Genomic DNA, 13,792 nt, shown 5'->3' on the forward strand with positions numbered 1-13,792 from the left:
CGGTATAACCTGGCCAGAAGGAGGCAATATCAATATGATGCACGGCGACAGCAGGGTGATGGTGGTGGTGTGTTTGGAGACAGCCAGTTTACCAGCACCCTGTCTGTCAACTTCCACTTCCCCAAGATCCCGCGAAGAACCTAAAACTATCCCCATCAATGAAAAGACCGGTCGGGTGGTGGGCTATCAGGCTGTTGTGGCAGCCTTTGAGCAGATGCAGGCGGAGGTGCAACATGGATAGCAGCCAAGAGAATCTGGACCTGTTCGCCGAGGACCATGAATCCTTGGGGCAGTTGGTGGACCGGTTGGATCAGATCCCGGCGGCCGAGCTGACTGCCAAATGGCCCAAGGCACTGGCCGAGCTGGTCGATGTGCTTGCCTGTGAACTTGGGCGCGGCGGGATGGCGGCGGATAAGGCCTTGGCCCAGGCCCGCAAGCTGGCATTGGTGCAAGCTCACTATATGGGGGGGCGTGCCTACTACATCCCAACCGGCGATCATCTCAAGGCCGCGCTGCGGGACAGAGCGATCTGGGATGAGTTCAATGGCCGTAATATCGACCAATTGGCCCGCAAGCATGGCCTATCGGTGCCTCAGACCTATGCGGTGGTGGCAGAGCAACGGCAACTGACTAAGAAACGTGTACAGAAGGATTTTTTTGAATGAAAGTTCAATGAATGTATCTTGTCGGTGTGACGGACATACAAATTCGTGATTCAAGGCAAACAGCTTGAGTTCAGGAAGTTTAGTTTAGGTTAATACAATTTATTCACATGACGGTCTTCGTCAGAGGAGTATCAGAATGATCAATGGCTTGCGTTTCGAGGGGCGGCGCTTCGAGCAGCAAGAGGTAGAAGGCGAGCAGTTTAGTGGCTGCAGCTTCGTTGGTTGCGATTTTTCCCGGTTGAATTTGAGTGAGTGTCGCTTCGTTGACTGTAGTTTTTATGATCGGGAACAGGAGCTCAGTTGTCAGCTGCAAGCATGTAATCTGCGTGAGGCGAGCTTCCTACGCTGTGATCTGACCCTAGCGAACTTGAGTCACAGCCAGTGCTTGGGGTTGGAAATGCGTGACTGTCAGGCAATGGGGATTAATTTCTCCCGTGCCAGCTTCGTCAACCAGATTACCCTTAGAAGTTACTTCTGCGACGCTTATTTGACCGGTAACAACTTTAATTACGCCAACTTCGAAGGTTGCTTGCTGGAAAAATGCGAGCTCAGTGGCAACCGGTGGAATGGAGCGAATTTGCAGAGAGCATCTTTGGCTGGATCTGATCTGAGTGATTCAGAGTTTGGACAAATAGAATGGACCAGCTTTAATCTGCAGGGGTGCGATCTGCGAAATAGTGATCTGTCTGGGTTGAATCCGCGACGAGTTAATCTAAACGGGGTAAAAATAAGTGAATATCAGCAGCCAGAGTTGCTGGAACAGCTAGGTATTATCGTCTTCCCCTGATCCCTCTGTCATTTCAGAGTTACCTTTCTAACCCACCATAAACCCGCCCCATTAAGGCCCCTCGGTACGCTGCGATAACGCAGTTTATCGAGGGGCCTTTTATGTTGCCTGATACCTATCCCATAGCGCTTGCCTGGTTGCTCCGTCCCGATGTGGAAGGGGGCGAGGTCAACCATCCGGCCGACCGTGGCGGCCATACCAAGTTCGGCATGGCCGATGTCGCCGACGGCAGGAAGGACGGCATGATCGACCTCGATCGGGATGGTCGGCCGGACATTGCCGTCGGGGATGCGACCCCTGCCCACGCCCAGTTGTTTTACCGCGCGAACTACTGGCTGCCCGCCCGTTGCGATCGGGTTGATAGCGTCTGCCCGCTGATTGCCATTGCCCTGTTCGACGGCGCCGTGCATCACGGCCCTGGTCGCTCGGTGCGCCAGTTGCAGCAGGCGCTCGGCGTCTTGGCCGATGGGGTGCTGGGCTCCCATACCTTGCGGGTGCTGGCCGCCAAGACCGGTCGAGATGGTGGTCGGGCCCTGCTGCTCACGCTGCTTGAGATCCGCGCCGGCTTCATGCTCGGCATCGTGCGCAAAGACCCGAGCCAGTGGGCCAATGCCCACGGCTGGAGCAACCGCCTGCTGCGCCTGCAGAGTTACCTGCTCTCGACCCGGTTCGGTGAGGGGGCGGCATGAGCAAACCCAGCCTCATCAACAAGCGCCGCCAAGCGTTGCAAGGGATCCAGGCCGCCGGGTATTTCGGCATCCCCGAACTCAAGAATCCCCGTTACCTTGCCTGCTTCAAGGATGGGCGCCGCGCCCATCTCAAGGCCGCCCTGGCCGGTGCGGATCTGGAGGCCATCCCGCTCTACAGCCATCACGCCACTCGCCAATCCCTGTACGAGCAGGGCTGGCGGTCGGTAGGGGAGCTGGATCGCCTGCGGGCCCGTGCCCGTCTTACCCCACCTCAACAGAAGGAAACCCATCATGCCTGATTCCCTGTTACCCCAAGCCAAGCCTGCGCTCAGGAGCCGCGCCGTCATCGGCGGCGTCATCGCCGTGGGGGCCGGTATCGCCGGCCTGTTCGGCGTGCCGGTCGATGTCGGTACCCAAACCAGCCTGGTCTCCACCGCCGTGGATCTGGCCAGTGCCATCGGCGGCCTGCTGGCCATCTGGGGCCGCCTCAAGGCGACCCACGTCATCAAGTAATCGGTTCGCAAGGAGACACCCTTGAGCGACCCCATAGACCGCGCCCAGCAGCTCGACGCCGAGCGGACCGGGCGCCTTATTGACGCCCACCGGGCAAGGCCCAAACCCCGTGGCGATGGCATCTGTTGCGATTGTGATGAGCCCATCCCGATTGCACGGCTGCATGCCGAACCCGATGCGCCGCGCTGCATCGAGTGCCAGACCCTATTCGAGCGCAAGGAGGCAATCCGTGTGGGATTTCATCGTTAAGGGGAACAGGAGGCCGCTGCTAGGCCCGATATTGCCGAACCAGACGAAGGGGGCCACCGATGTGGGAATTTATCGTTAAAAACTGGGGGCCCCTGTACGCCCTGGCCAGTCTGGTGGGGTTGATCGTCATCATCTTGCTCTCCAAGACCTACGCCAAGCGTGAAGATGTCACCGGCCTGGCCGCCAGGGTGGCCAGGGTCGAGCAGCAACTCTCGGATCTGCCGACCGAGAAGGAGCTGCACACCCTGCAACTGGAGATCAGCGAATTGCGTGGTGAGCTGCGGGCACTGGCGCCGGAACTGCGCCAGGCCCGCCGGCTCGCCGACCTGCTGCTGGAAAATGAACTCAAGGAGAGAACATGAGCATTCAAGGGATATTGGACGCCCAGCAACGCCTGGTGATCTTGCGATCCTTGCTCGATATCGGCGGGGCCGCCAACGAGTCGATCCTCAATGATTGCCTCGACCAGCTGGGTACCGGCCGGGTGTCCCGGGATCGGGTCAAGACCCTGCTGGCCTGGCTGGATGAGCAGGGGCTGGTGCGCATCGAGAAATTGGCCCAGGTGCAGGTGGCGCACCTGACCGGCCGGGGCCAGGACGTGGCTGAAGGGCGATCCAGCGTGCCGGGTGTCAAGAAGCCTCGGGCGGAGGATTGACCATGGCCGAGAAACCGACCCGGGGCCGCGCCAGCAAGGTGTGGCTGCTGCCCGAAGCTATCCGCAACGCCCTCAACGAGATGCTGCGCGACAAGGGCAACAGCCAGGCCGCCATCCTGGACGAGATCAATGGTCTTATCGAGGGCGCAGGGTTACCCGATGATCTCAAGCTCTCCCGCTCAGGGCTCAGCCGCCACGCCAGTCAGGTGGAGCAGGTGGGCCAGCACCTGCGCGACTTACGGGAGACCACGGCGGCGCTCACCTCCCAGCTCGGTGACAAGCCGATGGGAGAGACCACCAAGCTCATCCTGGAGCTCGGCCGTTCCCAGCTGTTCAAGGCGATGCTGGCCCAGGTGCAGAACCCGGAGGAGGCGGTGGATATCGACATGCTGAAAAACGCCATGTTGGCGGCCCAGCGGCTCGAATCCACCGCCATGCAATCGCATCGCCGGGAGAAAGAGATCCGCCAGGCCTTTGCCGAGGAAGTGGCCGCCAAGACCGAGGCCATCGTCACCCAGGCGGGCCTGAGCGGTGAGGCCGCCGCCGAGATACGCCGCGAAATCCTGGGGATTGTCTGATGACCACGATCGTACAGACCCCTATCGCACAGCAGTTGGCCCAGACCCTCGGTACTGAATACAGCCCCGACGAGGTGTTGCTGCCCTACCAGAAGATTTGGATAGCCGACGAGAGCCCGCTCAAGATCGCCGAGAAGAGCCGCCGCACCGGGATCACCTGGGCGGAGGCGGCCGACGCCGCCCTGACGGCCTCCAAGACCAAGACGGCCGGGGGCTGCCACCACTTCTATGTAGGCAGCAACAAGGAGATGGCGCGAGAGTTTATCGATGCCGTGGCCATGTGGGCCAAGGCGTACAACAAGGCAGCAGGCGAGATCCAGGAGGAGGTGTTCACCGACGACGAGGACAAGGCGATCCTCACCTTCGTGGTCTATTTCGCCTCGGGCTTCAAGGTGCAGGCGCTCTCCAGCAACCCCTCCAACCTGCGGGGGATGCAGGGCAATGTCACCATCGACGAGGCGGCGTTCCACGACCGGCTCGCCGAGGTGCTGAAAGCTGCGATGGCGCTGACTATGTGGGGGGCCAAGGTGCGGCTTATCAGCACCCACAACGGCGTGGACAACCTGTTTAACCAGCTCATCAACGACAGCCGTGCGGGCCGTAAAGAGTATTCCATCCACACCATCAGCCTGGACGACGCCTGCCGCCAAGGGCTCTATCGTCGCATCTGCCAGGTCAAGGGCACGCCCTGGACGCCGGAGGCCGAGGAGAGCTGGAAGGCCGGGCTGCTCAAGGCCACCGCCACCGAAGAGGATGCGCTGGAGGAGTATTTCTGCGTGCCCAAGCAGAGCAGCGGCGTCTATATCAAGCGCACCCTGATCGAGCGGGCCATGCAGCCGGAGATCCCCATCCTGCGCTTCACTTCCCCTGCGGACTTCGAGCTGCAAAGCGAGGAGACCCGCAAGGCGGTGGCGGAGATCTGGTGTGAGGAGAACCTCAAGCCCTGCCTGGAAGCGCTCGATCGCAATTGCCGTCATGTACTGGGGGAGGACTTCGCCCGCAAGGGGGATCTCTCGGTGTTTGTTCCGCTATCCATCGCGACCAGCCTGCGCAAGACCGTGCCCTTCGTGGTGGAGCTGGTCAATGCCCCCTATGAGACCCAGCGCCAAATCCTGTTCTACCTGCTGCAGGGGCTACACCGCTTCACGGCGGCCGCCTTCGATGCCACCGGTAACGGCGGTTATCTGGCAGAAGCTGCTCGGCTGCGCTGGGGCGCCAGCATGATCGAGTGCGTGATGCTCAATGACCCCTGGTACCGGGAGTGGATGCCCAAGCTCAAGGCCGAGTTCGAGGACGACAACCTGGTGATCCCGCGCCATGCAGACGTGCAGGACGACCTCGGCAAAATCCAGGTCATCAACGGGGTACCCAAGATCGACAAGGGCAAGAACACCGGCCAGGGCGGCCAGCAGCGTCACGGCGACTTTGCGGTGGCGCTGGCCATGGCAGTGCGGGCGAGTTGGATGGAAGGGGGCGCCATCGAGTTCACCCCCTTACCTGGTAAACACGATTCAGAGCGCAACGACGACTATCACCGATATGAAAGAGGGGGTTGGTAATGGCCGGACTCATCGACATTCATGGCAACTCGCTGCGCCTGCAGAAGGAGCCGCAGACCGAGAACGACGCCAAGCTGGCCCAACTGCGTCGTCACTACAGCGAGCATCCCACGGTGGGGCTCACCCCGGGCAAGGCTGCAGCAGCGCTGAAAGAAGCGGAGGAGGGGAGCCTCATCGCCCAGTGCGAGCTGGCCGAAGACATGGAGGAGAAGGACGCCCACCTGCAGAGCGAGCTCGGCAAACGGCGCCGGTCCCTGCTCGGGGTGAGCTGGACCATAGAGCCGCCCCGCAATGCGACCCCCGCCGAGCAGCGCGACTGCGAGATGATCCGCGAGCTGCTGGAGGACTTCACCTGGTTGGATGACGCCATCTTTGACGCCACCGATGCGGTGCTCAAGGGGTTCAGTGCCCAGGAGTTCAGCGGCTGGGAGATGGTGGAGGGGCTGCAGCTCCCCAAGGGCATCGTCTGGCGCGATCCCGCCTGGTTCCAGACCCACCCGGATGACTGGAACCAGTTGCGGCTGCGGGACGGTAGCAAGGAGGGGGCAGCCCTCAATCCGTTCGGCTGGGTCATGCACAAGGCCAAGTCGAAGTCGGGGTATCTCGCCCGCACCGGCCTTATCCGCACCCTGGTCTGGCCCTTCCTGTTCAAGAACTACAGCGTGCGGGATCTCGCCGAGTTTCTGGAGATCTATGGCCTGCCGGTGCGCCTGGGCAAATACCCGGAAGGGGCGACCGAGAAGGAGAAGGCGACCCTGCTGCAGGCGGTGCTCTCCATCGGCCATAACGCTGGCGGCATCATCCCCCGGGGGATGGAGATCGATTTCCAGAATGCGGCCAACGGTCAGGCCGATCCCTTTGTGGTGATGATGGACTGGTGTGAGCGCTCCATGAGCAAGGCCATCCTGGGGGGAACCTTGACCAGCCAGGCCGACGGCAAGAGCTCGACCCATGCGCTCGGCAACGTCCACAACGAGGTGCGCCAGGAGGTACGGGATGCAGACCTTCGCCAGCTCGCCGCGACCCTGACCCGGGATCTGGTCTATCCGCTGTTTGCCCTGAACGGCAAGAGCTTCCAGGGGCCGCGCCGCTGCCCGCGCCTGGAGTTTGACGTGACCGAGCCCGAGGACATGCGCGATCTGGCCTATCCGCTGCGGGCCCTGGTGGGCATGGGGATGCAGATCCCGGCCCAGTGGGTGCGGGACAAGCTGCAGATCCCGGCACCCAAGGAAGGGGAAGAGGTGCTGGTCATCGTCGACAAGCAGGCAGGGGCCGGGGAGGCGGCGCTCAAGGCGCAAGGGTTGGCGGCGCTGGCGGCAAAGTCCCCTGCCCGGGGTGATAACAACGATGCCCAGCTGGCCCGGCTGCAGGCCGAGGTGGCCCCTTTGCTCGCCGGCATGACCGATGCTGTCCAGGCACTGGTGATGCAGGCCACCACCCTGGAGGAGATCCGGGATGGCTTGCTGGCGCTGGAGCCCAACCTCAGTCATGACGAACTGGGGGCGCTGCTGGCCCAGGCCATTGCCGCCAGCGAACTGCTCGGCATGCTGGAGATGGAGGAGGGCAACTGATGCCCGTTCGTTACGGCAGTCTGCCGTTTGAGGAGGCGATCGCCTTCTTTCGCCAGAAGCTGAATATGCCGAGCGAGCGCTGGGCCGATGTGTGGCGGGACGCCCATAACCGCGCCTTTATGGTGGCGGGGGCGACCAAGACTGACTTGCTGGCCGACCTGCGCGGGGCGGTGGACAAGGCGATCAGCGAGGGGCAATCCCTCGGTGCATTCCAGAAAGCGTTCAAGGAAATCGTGGCTCGCCACGGTTGGGTGCATACCGGCCCGGCGTCGTGGCGCTCTCGCGTCATCTTCGAGACCAACCTGCGCCAGAGCTACAACGCCGGGCGTGATGACCAGATAGAGCGCATCAAGCACAAGCGCCCCTATGCGCTCTATCGCCACGGCGACTCCGAGCACCCCAGGGAGCTGCACCTCAAGTGGAACAACCTGGTGCTGCCGGTGGACCATCCCTGGTGGGAGACCCACAGCCCCAGCAACGGCTATGGCTGCAAGTGCAAGAAGTTCCTGCTCTCCGAGTCAGATCTCAAACGGCGGGGGCTGACGGTGGGCCAGGCACCGGATGACGGCAATTATGAGTGGGTGGACAAGGCGACCGGGGAGATACACCGGATCCCCCGTGGCATCGATCCGGGTTTCGATTACCGGCCAAAGACGCCCGCCGCCCTGACCGAGGCCGTGGCCAAGCGGGAGGCGGCGAAACCCGCGCTGGCCGAGCGCTTGCCGCAGCGGTTGGTGGAGAGCGCCTTTTCGACCGCCAAGGGGGTGACGGCGCAGGGGGTCAGCGATCTGCTGGCCCAGCTACCCGCACCCCAGCGTGAGCCCTTGGCGGCCTTCCTCAAGGCGCACCCGGTCAAGACCCTGTTTATCAAGCAGACCGAGATGGGCAAGGGGGCGGCAGGGCTCAAGGTTGCGCCGGCCATCGCCGAGTACCTGGGCACAGACCCTTACCTGGTTCGCTCCCTCTATTACACGCGCCGGGCCAGCGCGACCAACGGCTTTACGGCCAAAAGCTGGGGCCATCTGGTTATCAAAGTGAAGGCGGGTGATACACTCAAAGCAGTGGACATGCAGGCGGTGCAAGCGGCGGCGGCCGAGGTGGTCACCGATGCCCATGCCAACACCGGGCCCCGTCACTGGTTGCCAAGGGGGACCAGTGGCGAGACCTTGCGCCGTCACTGGAGCATCTCCGCCAACGTCGGCGGCAAGCAGGGGGAATCAGCCCAGCGGCTCTCAACCTGGTTGCACGAACTCGGTCACCAGGTTCACTTCTGGGCCGGGGAGCCTGACCTGACGGGGGTGGGACTGCTGACGGAGTATGCCGGCAAGACCAGGATGGAAGCCGCCGCCGAGGCATTTGCCGCCTGGGTCTTGGCGAGGGATGCCATGGTGACGCATTTCCCCGAACTGGCCAAACGAGTGGAGGCCATGCTGGCCCAGGCCACGACCGCCAGCCGCAAAGGAGAGAAAGGATGACCCTGTTGGAACAAGCCAGCGCCCTGCTGGCAGAAGATGGCCCCTTTACCCTGGCACAGGCCAAGGCGCTGGATGCCTTGTGCGAACAAGCCGAAGGTGAAGAGGCAGAACTGTTGGGGGATCTCTGGGCCGCCGCCATGGCTGCGGCTGATGAAGAGGCCATGCACTTTATGACCACCTTCGAGGATGACGCCTGATGGCGGGCAGCTTTATCGCCATCAGCCACCACGGGGTGGCCGATGCCCATGAGCTGCTGGCCAGGCTCTATCAGCGCACCGGCGACTTGAGCGAGCCCCTGGCGGATATCGGCGAGGGACTGCTGCTGTCGCACCGAGATCGCTGGGATGCGCAGGAGACCCCGGAAGGAGATCCCTGGGCCCCGCTCTCGGACAAGTACCGCGCCCGCAAGCCGCGCCATGCCGACGAGGTGCTGCGCCTGAACGACGATCTGCGCGACACCCTCAACTATCAGGCCGATCCCCAGGCCCTCTACTTCGGCACCCCGCTGGAATACGGCGCCGCTCACCAGTTCGGCCGCCCCGAGATCAACCTGCCTGAGCGCCCCTATCTGGGGCTGTCGGAAACAGACCAGCAGAGCGTACTGGAGACGCTGGAAGGCTATCTGACGGCGGACGCGCCCTAAGCCTCTGAGTGCGTTTACGGGGGCAGGGCCGGTGCGATGGCATGGCCCGTCCGCTCTTGGCCCAGCAAAACGGTGTTTAAACACCCTTAAACAGTACCGGCACCCCCTGCTGTTGCAGTAACCCACCATAAACCCCACCCCTCTCTCTCCTCCCTGACACTGGCACCAGTGATTTTTGCTATGTCCAGCCGGAGTAAGAGTGATGCCCCCATCTGCGATTGCCGTGGCCATCTTGAATGCCAGACCCACTACCCTGGGGCTGGCCGTGCTCGATGCGGTGCTTGGCCCGAGCGACGACGGTTGGCACCAGTTACTGCCGGTGGGCCCGTTCAAGGCCAGGGATGGCCGCCCCTTCGATGTGCCTGGTGGCCACTGGCAGCTCGACAAGACCATCGCCACTACCCTGATCAACCGGGCCAAGGCGCTCGGTCAAGACATCCTCATCGACTACGACCACCAAACCCTCAAGGTGGATCAGAACGGCCAGCCCGCTCCGGCGGCCGGGTGGTACAACGGCGACGAAATCGAGTGGCGCGAGGGGGAGGGACTCTTTATCAAACCCCGCTGGACCGAGCGGGCCGCCGCCCTGGTCGCTGCCAAAGAGTATCGCTTCCTCTCTGCCGTATTCCCCTATGACGCCCAGGGCCGCCCCCTGGAGCTGCGCATGACCGCCATCACCAACGATCCCGGGGTGGTGGGTATGCAGGCGCTGGCGGCCTTGAGTGCTCAACCGATCCAACCCGGCCAGCCGGCCACCCTCACCAAGGAGAACTCCATGAATGAACTGCTGAAAAAGCTGCTGGCCAAGCTCGGCATCGAGCTGACCGGTGACCCGACCGACGAGCAACTGCAGAAGGCGCTTACCGAGCTCGACAGCCTGCAGGCCAGCGCCAAGAAGGCGCCGGAGCTGGAGGCCGCGCTCTCGGCCGAGAAGACCGCTCTGGCCGCGCTCAAGGCGCAGACGACCTCAGTACAACAAGGAGCCCAGGTTGACCTGGCGCAATACGTGCCGGTGGCGACCTATAACGCCCTGGTCACCCAGGTGGCGGCCCTGACCGCCCAGGTGGACACCACCGATGCCGCGACCCTCATCAAGGAGGCCCGCACCGCAGGCAAGGTGGTGGCGGCCGAAGAGGAGTACCTGACCGCCTATGCCGCCCAGAAGGGGGTGGCCGCCCTCAAGGCCCTGCTGGAGCCGCGCCCGGCCATCGCCGCGCTCACGGCGAGCCAGACCGCTGCCGTCACCCTGCCGGAGAAGAAGGGGGAGGCCGTGCTCTCGGCCGAGGACAAGTACGCCGCCGACCAGCTCGGCATCAGCCACGAGGACTTTGCCAAGGCCAAGGCCTGAGCAAGCCCCGTTTCACGCGAAGGCAGTTCCGTTTAACCAGAGAAGGAATAGACCATGGCCATGATTACACCCGCGCTGCTGCAGTCCCTCTTCACCGGCTTCAAGAAGAACTTTGAGGACGCCAAGAGCGAGGCGCCGACCCAGTACACCAAGATCGCCACCGTGATCAAATCGACCACCAAGTCCAACACCTATGGCTGGCTCGGCAAGTTCCCGAGCTTGCGCAAGTGGGTCGGGGATCGGGTGATCGAGTCGATGAAGACCCACGGTTACCAGATCGTCAACGAGGACTTCGAAGCCACCGTGGCCGTCGATCGCAACGATATCGCGGACGACGAGCTGGGCATCTATGCCCCGCTGTTCGCCGAGATGGGGCGCTCGGCCGGGGTACATCCCGACGAGCTCTGTTTCGGTTTGCTGGGAGCCGGTTTCACCACACCCTGCTACGACGCCCAGTATTTCTTCGATACCGATCACCCGGTCTATCCCAAGGTCGATGGCACCGGCACCCCGGCGCTGGTGGCCAACCTGGTGGTGGATGGCGCCTATACCGGCGAGCCCTGGTTCCTGCTCGATACCAGCCGCGCCCTCAAGCCGATCATCTTCCAGGATCGCAAGTCCCCCGAGCTCATCGCCATGACCAAGATCGACGACGAGGCGGTGTTCACCCGCAAGGAGTTCCGCTACGGGGTGGACTGCCGCGACGCCGCCGGCTTTGGCTTCTGGCAGCTGGCGTTCGCCAACAAGCGGGCGCTGACCCCCGACAACCTGTGGGATGCCTACAGCCGGATGCGGGAGTTCCAGGCGGACGGCGGCCGCAAGCTTGGTATCAAGCCGACCCTGCTGGTGGTGCCGCCCGCCCTGGAGAAGTTGGCGACCAAGATGCTGGAGCGCGAGCTGGAAAGCAGCTCCAGCAACGAGCTCAAGGGCAAGCTGGAACTGGTGGTGGCGGACTACCTGTAAGCGCTGTTTAACGGCAGGGTTAAACGAGCGAGTGTGGGCGTTTAACCCCCGTTTAAACCGGATCCTGGATTGAACGAGACAGAGGGAAACATGAGATGGAACACGAGATGGAACAGGCTATTCGAGTTGGCATCACATCGACGGTTCGTCAGGTCTATTATCGCGCGGCCCTGGCGATTGCACCTGGTAAGTCTGAGCTGGCTGTGTCGCCTGTGCAGTGCGAGACCCTGGAGGCCGATCCGCGCCTGGTGGTCACCCGCCTGGGTGAAGACGTCGCCCTCGCGTCGGCTGATGCACCGCAGACGAACGGGGATCTGGACGCAGCAGTGGGCGGCCTGAGCCCGGCCCCTGATGCGGCAGAGCCTGCGGCCGCACCCGCCAGCAGCAAGAGCAAAGGCAAATGAGCTACGCCAGCGTCAGCGATATGGTGACCCGCTTTGGCGAGGCGGAGCTGTTGCGCCTCGCTATGACCCCGGCCGGCGAGCTGGATGACGCGGCGATCACCGTCGCCCTGCAGGACGCCAGCGCCCTGATCGATGGCTACCTGGCGGGACGCTACCCGCTGCCGCTGGCCCATGTGCCGAGCGCCCTGGTGCCCATCTGCGCCGATATCGCCCGCCACCGCCTCTATGGCGAGCAGGCGCCGGAGCAGATCGCCAAGCGCTATGAGGCGGCCCTGGCCTTCCTCAAATCGGTGGGCAAGGGAGAGCTGGCGCTGGGCCTCGCGGCAGACGGCGAGCAGGTGGAGAGCCAGAACCTGGCCCAGCTGCAGTCCGATGGCCGGATCTTTGGCCGGGGAACTGGGGGCTTCCTATGAGTGCCCCCACGCCTGAACTCGACTACCTGGCGGCGGGGGAGCGGCTGCGCGAGCTGCTGCTGCCCTTGAAAGGGCAAGGGCTCAAGGAGGTGTTTGTGGCCACCGACCTGGAGGCGGTGGCCAACCTGGGGCAGCACACCCCGGCCATTCATGTAATTTACCAGGGAGAGCGAGAGAACGAGAGCAGCCAAAGCGGGCGGCAAAGCGCGTTTGACCAGGTTTGGCTGCTGGTGTTGGTGCATAGGGCCACCCCCAAGGAGGCCAGCGCCGGGGTGTGGCTGGGGCGCATGTTGCAGGCCGTGGCCGGTCGGGCCTGCGGTGACAGTACCTTTCGGCGTGAAAGCGCACCGGTCAAGCCGAGCTACAAGGGTGGGGTGGTCTATCTGCCCCTCGCCTTCAAGACGACAGTGAAATTCAAGGGAGAACGGTCATGAGCGAAACACTGCACCTGGAAGGGGATCTCTATATCGAGACCTTCACCAACAACGTCTCGAACGGGGTGATTGGCCCGGTGGACGTCAACAGCCTGGAAGTCAAACCGGACAGCGAGAAGATCAGTATCCCGAGCAAGCGCAAGCACAAGCTGGGTCAGGCCCGGGAAAGCTACTTCGTGCCCAAGCCTGCCACGGTCAACATCAAGACCAGCGAGATCCCGCCGGTGCTGCTGGCCGCCGCCTTTATGGGGCTGGAGAGCCCCATCAACCAGGGGGCGGGGACGCTGACCGAGGTGCCGGTGACCCTGCTGGCGCACCCCAAGTGGGTGAGCCTGGGCAAAACCAACCTCTCGGCCACCGGCCTGGTGGTGACGGAAGGGGCCACGCCGCTGGTGCTCGGTACCGACTTCGAGATCAACTATGCCCTGGGGCTGCTGCGGGCCACCAAGACAGGCGCGGTGGCAGACGGTGGGCCCGTGACCGTCAGCGCCAGCTATAACGCCGTCACCGGCACCCGCATTGCCGGCAACGTGCAGCCGGAGGTGAAGGCGAAGCTCACCCTGGATGGGCGCAGTGTGATCGGTGGGGAGTCCATTATCCTGACAGTGCCCCGCGCCAGTCTGGCCCCCAAGAAGGCGGTGGACTTCCTGAGCGACAAGCCCATCGAGATCGAACTGGAGGGGGAGCTGCTGGCCCTGGACGGCGAAGATGCGCCTTTCTATGTGGATCGGCCGGAGACGGCGTAAGGGTTGGGGAATAAGCAGCGGCGGGGGGGCCGCCGCTTTGCTTTTCCTTGGACGTCAGATTACGCTTCGCTAATCGAATCTACGAACTACTATACGCAGA

General features: G+C 63.1%; 20 protein-coding genes and 1 pseudogene. All 21 read left to right on the forward strand.

The annotated features are described in order from the left end of the window. A pseudogene (locus J9892_RS11260) lies at positions 1-241 on the forward strand (hypothetical protein); the annotation flags it as partial. Further along, positions 234-665 (forward strand): Mor transcription activator family protein, encoded by a 432-nt coding sequence (locus tag J9892_RS11265; RefSeq protein ID WP_130627552.1) that lies wholly within the window; start codon positions 234-236, stop codon positions 663-665. The pseudogene J9892_RS11260 and the gene J9892_RS11265, both read left to right, overlap by 8 nt. 136 nt (positions 666-801) lie before the next feature. Next, a complete protein-coding gene (locus J9892_RS11270; protein ID WP_130627553.1) occupies positions 802-1,452 on the forward strand; it encodes a Qnr family pentapeptide repeat protein in 651 nt (216 codons plus the stop codon). 101 nt (positions 1,453-1,553) lie between these two features. Continuing rightward, positions 1,554-2,141 (forward strand): glycosyl hydrolase 108 family protein, encoded by a 588-nt coding sequence (locus tag J9892_RS11275; RefSeq protein WP_130627554.1) that lies wholly within the window; start codon positions 1,554-1,556, stop codon positions 2,139-2,141. Continuing rightward, on the forward strand, positions 2,138-2,440 hold the full coding sequence (locus J9892_RS11280; protein WP_069652688.1) for a hypothetical protein: 303 nt from the start codon (positions 2,138-2,140) through the stop codon (positions 2,438-2,440). Before J9892_RS11275 ends, J9892_RS11280 begins: the two co-directional genes overlap by 4 nt. Continuing rightward, positions 2,433-2,654 carry a hypothetical protein gene (locus J9892_RS11285; RefSeq protein ID WP_043133770.1) on the forward strand — a complete coding sequence of 74 codons (222 nt, stop codon included), beginning with the start codon at positions 2,433-2,435 and terminating at the stop codon, positions 2,652-2,654. Before J9892_RS11280 ends, J9892_RS11285 begins: the two co-directional genes overlap by 8 nt. Before the next feature lie 21 nt (positions 2,655-2,675). Beyond that, positions 2,676-2,903, forward strand: a complete 228-nt coding sequence (locus tag J9892_RS11290; RefSeq protein ID WP_042074576.1) for a TraR/DksA family transcriptional regulator — start codon at positions 2,676-2,678, stop codon at positions 2,901-2,903. A gap of 59 nt (positions 2,904-2,962) precedes the next feature. Beyond that, positions 2,963-3,265 (forward strand): DUF2730 family protein, encoded by a 303-nt coding sequence (locus J9892_RS11295; protein ID WP_128296927.1) that lies wholly within the window; start codon positions 2,963-2,965, stop codon positions 3,263-3,265. Beyond that, positions 3,262-3,558 (forward strand): hypothetical protein, encoded by a 297-nt coding sequence (locus tag J9892_RS11300; protein ID WP_010674005.1) that lies wholly within the window; start codon positions 3,262-3,264, stop codon positions 3,556-3,558. The genes J9892_RS11295 and J9892_RS11300 overlap by 4 nt, the downstream gene beginning before the upstream one ends. Before the next feature lie 2 nt (positions 3,559-3,560). After that, the gene (locus tag J9892_RS11305) at positions 3,561-4,136 is read left to right on the forward strand and encodes a DUF3486 family protein (RefSeq protein WP_130627555.1); all 576 of its coding nucleotides are present in this window, start codon (positions 3,561-3,563) and stop codon (positions 4,134-4,136) included. Next, the gene (locus J9892_RS11310) at positions 4,136-5,695 is read left to right on the forward strand and encodes a terminase family protein (RefSeq protein ID WP_210538336.1); all 1,560 of its coding nucleotides are present in this window, start codon (positions 4,136-4,138) and stop codon (positions 5,693-5,695) included. The genes J9892_RS11305 and J9892_RS11310 overlap by 1 nt, the downstream gene beginning before the upstream one ends. Beyond that, complete coding sequence (locus J9892_RS11315; protein ID WP_210538337.1) at positions 5,695-7,266, forward strand: DUF935 domain-containing protein; 1,572 nt, start codon at positions 5,695-5,697, stop codon at positions 7,264-7,266. Before J9892_RS11310 ends, J9892_RS11315 begins: the two co-directional genes overlap by 1 nt. Further along, positions 7,266-8,741 (forward strand): phage minor head protein, encoded by a 1,476-nt coding sequence (locus J9892_RS11320; protein ID WP_210538338.1) that lies wholly within the window; start codon positions 7,266-7,268, stop codon positions 8,739-8,741. The genes J9892_RS11315 and J9892_RS11320 overlap by 1 nt, the downstream gene beginning before the upstream one ends. Then, on the forward strand, positions 8,738-8,938 hold the full coding sequence (locus tag J9892_RS11325) for a hypothetical protein (RefSeq protein ID WP_210538339.1): 201 nt from the start codon (positions 8,738-8,740) through the stop codon (positions 8,936-8,938). The genes J9892_RS11320 and J9892_RS11325 overlap by 4 nt, the downstream gene beginning before the upstream one ends. Further along, positions 8,938-9,384, forward strand: a complete 447-nt coding sequence (locus tag J9892_RS11330; protein WP_210538340.1) for a phage virion morphogenesis protein — start codon at positions 8,938-8,940, stop codon at positions 9,382-9,384. The genes J9892_RS11325 and J9892_RS11330 overlap by 1 nt, the downstream gene beginning before the upstream one ends. A gap of 202 nt (positions 9,385-9,586) precedes the next feature. Next, positions 9,587-10,732 carry a phage protease gene (locus J9892_RS11335; RefSeq protein ID WP_210538341.1) on the forward strand — a complete coding sequence of 382 codons (1,146 nt, stop codon included), beginning with the start codon at positions 9,587-9,589 and terminating at the stop codon, positions 10,730-10,732. Positions 10,733-10,786: 54 nt separating this feature from the next. Continuing rightward, the gene (locus J9892_RS11340; RefSeq protein ID WP_202014440.1) at positions 10,787-11,695 is read left to right on the forward strand and encodes a Mu-like prophage major head subunit gpT family protein; all 909 of its coding nucleotides are present in this window, start codon (positions 10,787-10,789) and stop codon (positions 11,693-11,695) included. Between the two features lie 95 nt (positions 11,696-11,790). Continuing rightward, positions 11,791-12,099, forward strand: coding sequence for a hypothetical protein (locus J9892_RS11345; protein WP_210538342.1), 309 nt, complete (start codon positions 11,791-11,793; stop codon positions 12,097-12,099). Further along, positions 12,096-12,512, forward strand: coding sequence for a phage protein Gp36 family protein (locus tag J9892_RS11350; protein ID WP_210538343.1), 417 nt, complete (start codon positions 12,096-12,098; stop codon positions 12,510-12,512). Before J9892_RS11345 ends, J9892_RS11350 begins: the two co-directional genes overlap by 4 nt. Beyond that, positions 12,509-12,946 (forward strand): hypothetical protein, encoded by a 438-nt coding sequence (locus J9892_RS11355; protein ID WP_210538344.1) that lies wholly within the window; start codon positions 12,509-12,511, stop codon positions 12,944-12,946. Before J9892_RS11350 ends, J9892_RS11355 begins: the two co-directional genes overlap by 4 nt. Continuing rightward, positions 12,943-13,692 (forward strand): hypothetical protein, encoded by a 750-nt coding sequence (locus J9892_RS11360; protein ID WP_210538345.1) that lies wholly within the window; start codon positions 12,943-12,945, stop codon positions 13,690-13,692. Before J9892_RS11355 ends, J9892_RS11360 begins: the two co-directional genes overlap by 4 nt. Positions 13,693-13,792 lie beyond the last annotated feature (100 nt).

The organism is Aeromonas sp. Prich7-2, assembly GCF_017939255.1.
GTDB classification, from domain to species: domain Bacteria; phylum Pseudomonadota; class Gammaproteobacteria; order Enterobacterales; family Aeromonadaceae; genus Aeromonas; species Aeromonas caviae.

Coding starts and splice junctions, on each gene's coding strand:
- J9892_RS11330 (WP_210538340.1), top strand. CDS start 8,938: ATGGCGGGCAGCTTTATCGCCATCAGCCACCACGGGGTGGCCGATGCC.
- J9892_RS11310 (WP_210538336.1), top strand. CDS start 4,136: ATGACCACGATCGTACAGACCCCTATCGCACAGCAGTTGGCCCAGACC.
- J9892_RS11350 (WP_210538343.1), top strand. CDS start 12,096: ATGAGCTACGCCAGCGTCAGCGATATGGTGACCCGCTTTGGCGAGGCG.
- J9892_RS11270 (WP_130627553.1), top strand. CDS start 802: ATGATCAATGGCTTGCGTTTCGAGGGGCGGCGCTTCGAGCAGCAAGAG.
- J9892_RS11265 (WP_130627552.1), top strand. CDS start 234: ATGGATAGCAGCCAAGAGAATCTGGACCTGTTCGCCGAGGACCATGAA.
- J9892_RS11325 (WP_210538339.1), top strand. CDS start 8,738: ATGACCCTGTTGGAACAAGCCAGCGCCCTGCTGGCAGAAGATGGCCCC.
- J9892_RS11285 (WP_043133770.1), top strand. CDS start 2,433: ATGCCTGATTCCCTGTTACCCCAAGCCAAGCCTGCGCTCAGGAGCCGC.
- J9892_RS11275 (WP_130627554.1), top strand. CDS start 1,554: ATGTTGCCTGATACCTATCCCATAGCGCTTGCCTGGTTGCTCCGTCCC.
- J9892_RS11335 (WP_210538341.1), top strand. CDS start 9,587: ATGCCCCCATCTGCGATTGCCGTGGCCATCTTGAATGCCAGACCCACT.
- J9892_RS11360 (WP_210538345.1), top strand. CDS start 12,943: ATGAGCGAAACACTGCACCTGGAAGGGGATCTCTATATCGAGACCTTC.
- J9892_RS11305 (WP_130627555.1), top strand. CDS start 3,561: ATGGCCGAGAAACCGACCCGGGGCCGCGCCAGCAAGGTGTGGCTGCTG.
- J9892_RS11345 (WP_210538342.1), top strand. CDS start 11,791: ATGGAACACGAGATGGAACAGGCTATTCGAGTTGGCATCACATCGACG.
- J9892_RS11280 (WP_069652688.1), top strand. CDS start 2,138: ATGAGCAAACCCAGCCTCATCAACAAGCGCCGCCAAGCGTTGCAAGGG.
- J9892_RS11315 (WP_210538337.1), top strand. CDS start 5,695: ATGGCCGGACTCATCGACATTCATGGCAACTCGCTGCGCCTGCAGAAG.
- J9892_RS11355 (WP_210538344.1), top strand. CDS start 12,509: ATGAGTGCCCCCACGCCTGAACTCGACTACCTGGCGGCGGGGGAGCGG.
- J9892_RS11300 (WP_010674005.1), top strand. CDS start 3,262: ATGAGCATTCAAGGGATATTGGACGCCCAGCAACGCCTGGTGATCTTG.
- J9892_RS11340 (WP_202014440.1), top strand. CDS start 10,787: ATGGCCATGATTACACCCGCGCTGCTGCAGTCCCTCTTCACCGGCTTC.
- J9892_RS11320 (WP_210538338.1), top strand. CDS start 7,266: ATGCCCGTTCGTTACGGCAGTCTGCCGTTTGAGGAGGCGATCGCCTTC.
- J9892_RS11295 (WP_128296927.1), top strand. CDS start 2,963: ATGTGGGAATTTATCGTTAAAAACTGGGGGCCCCTGTACGCCCTGGCC.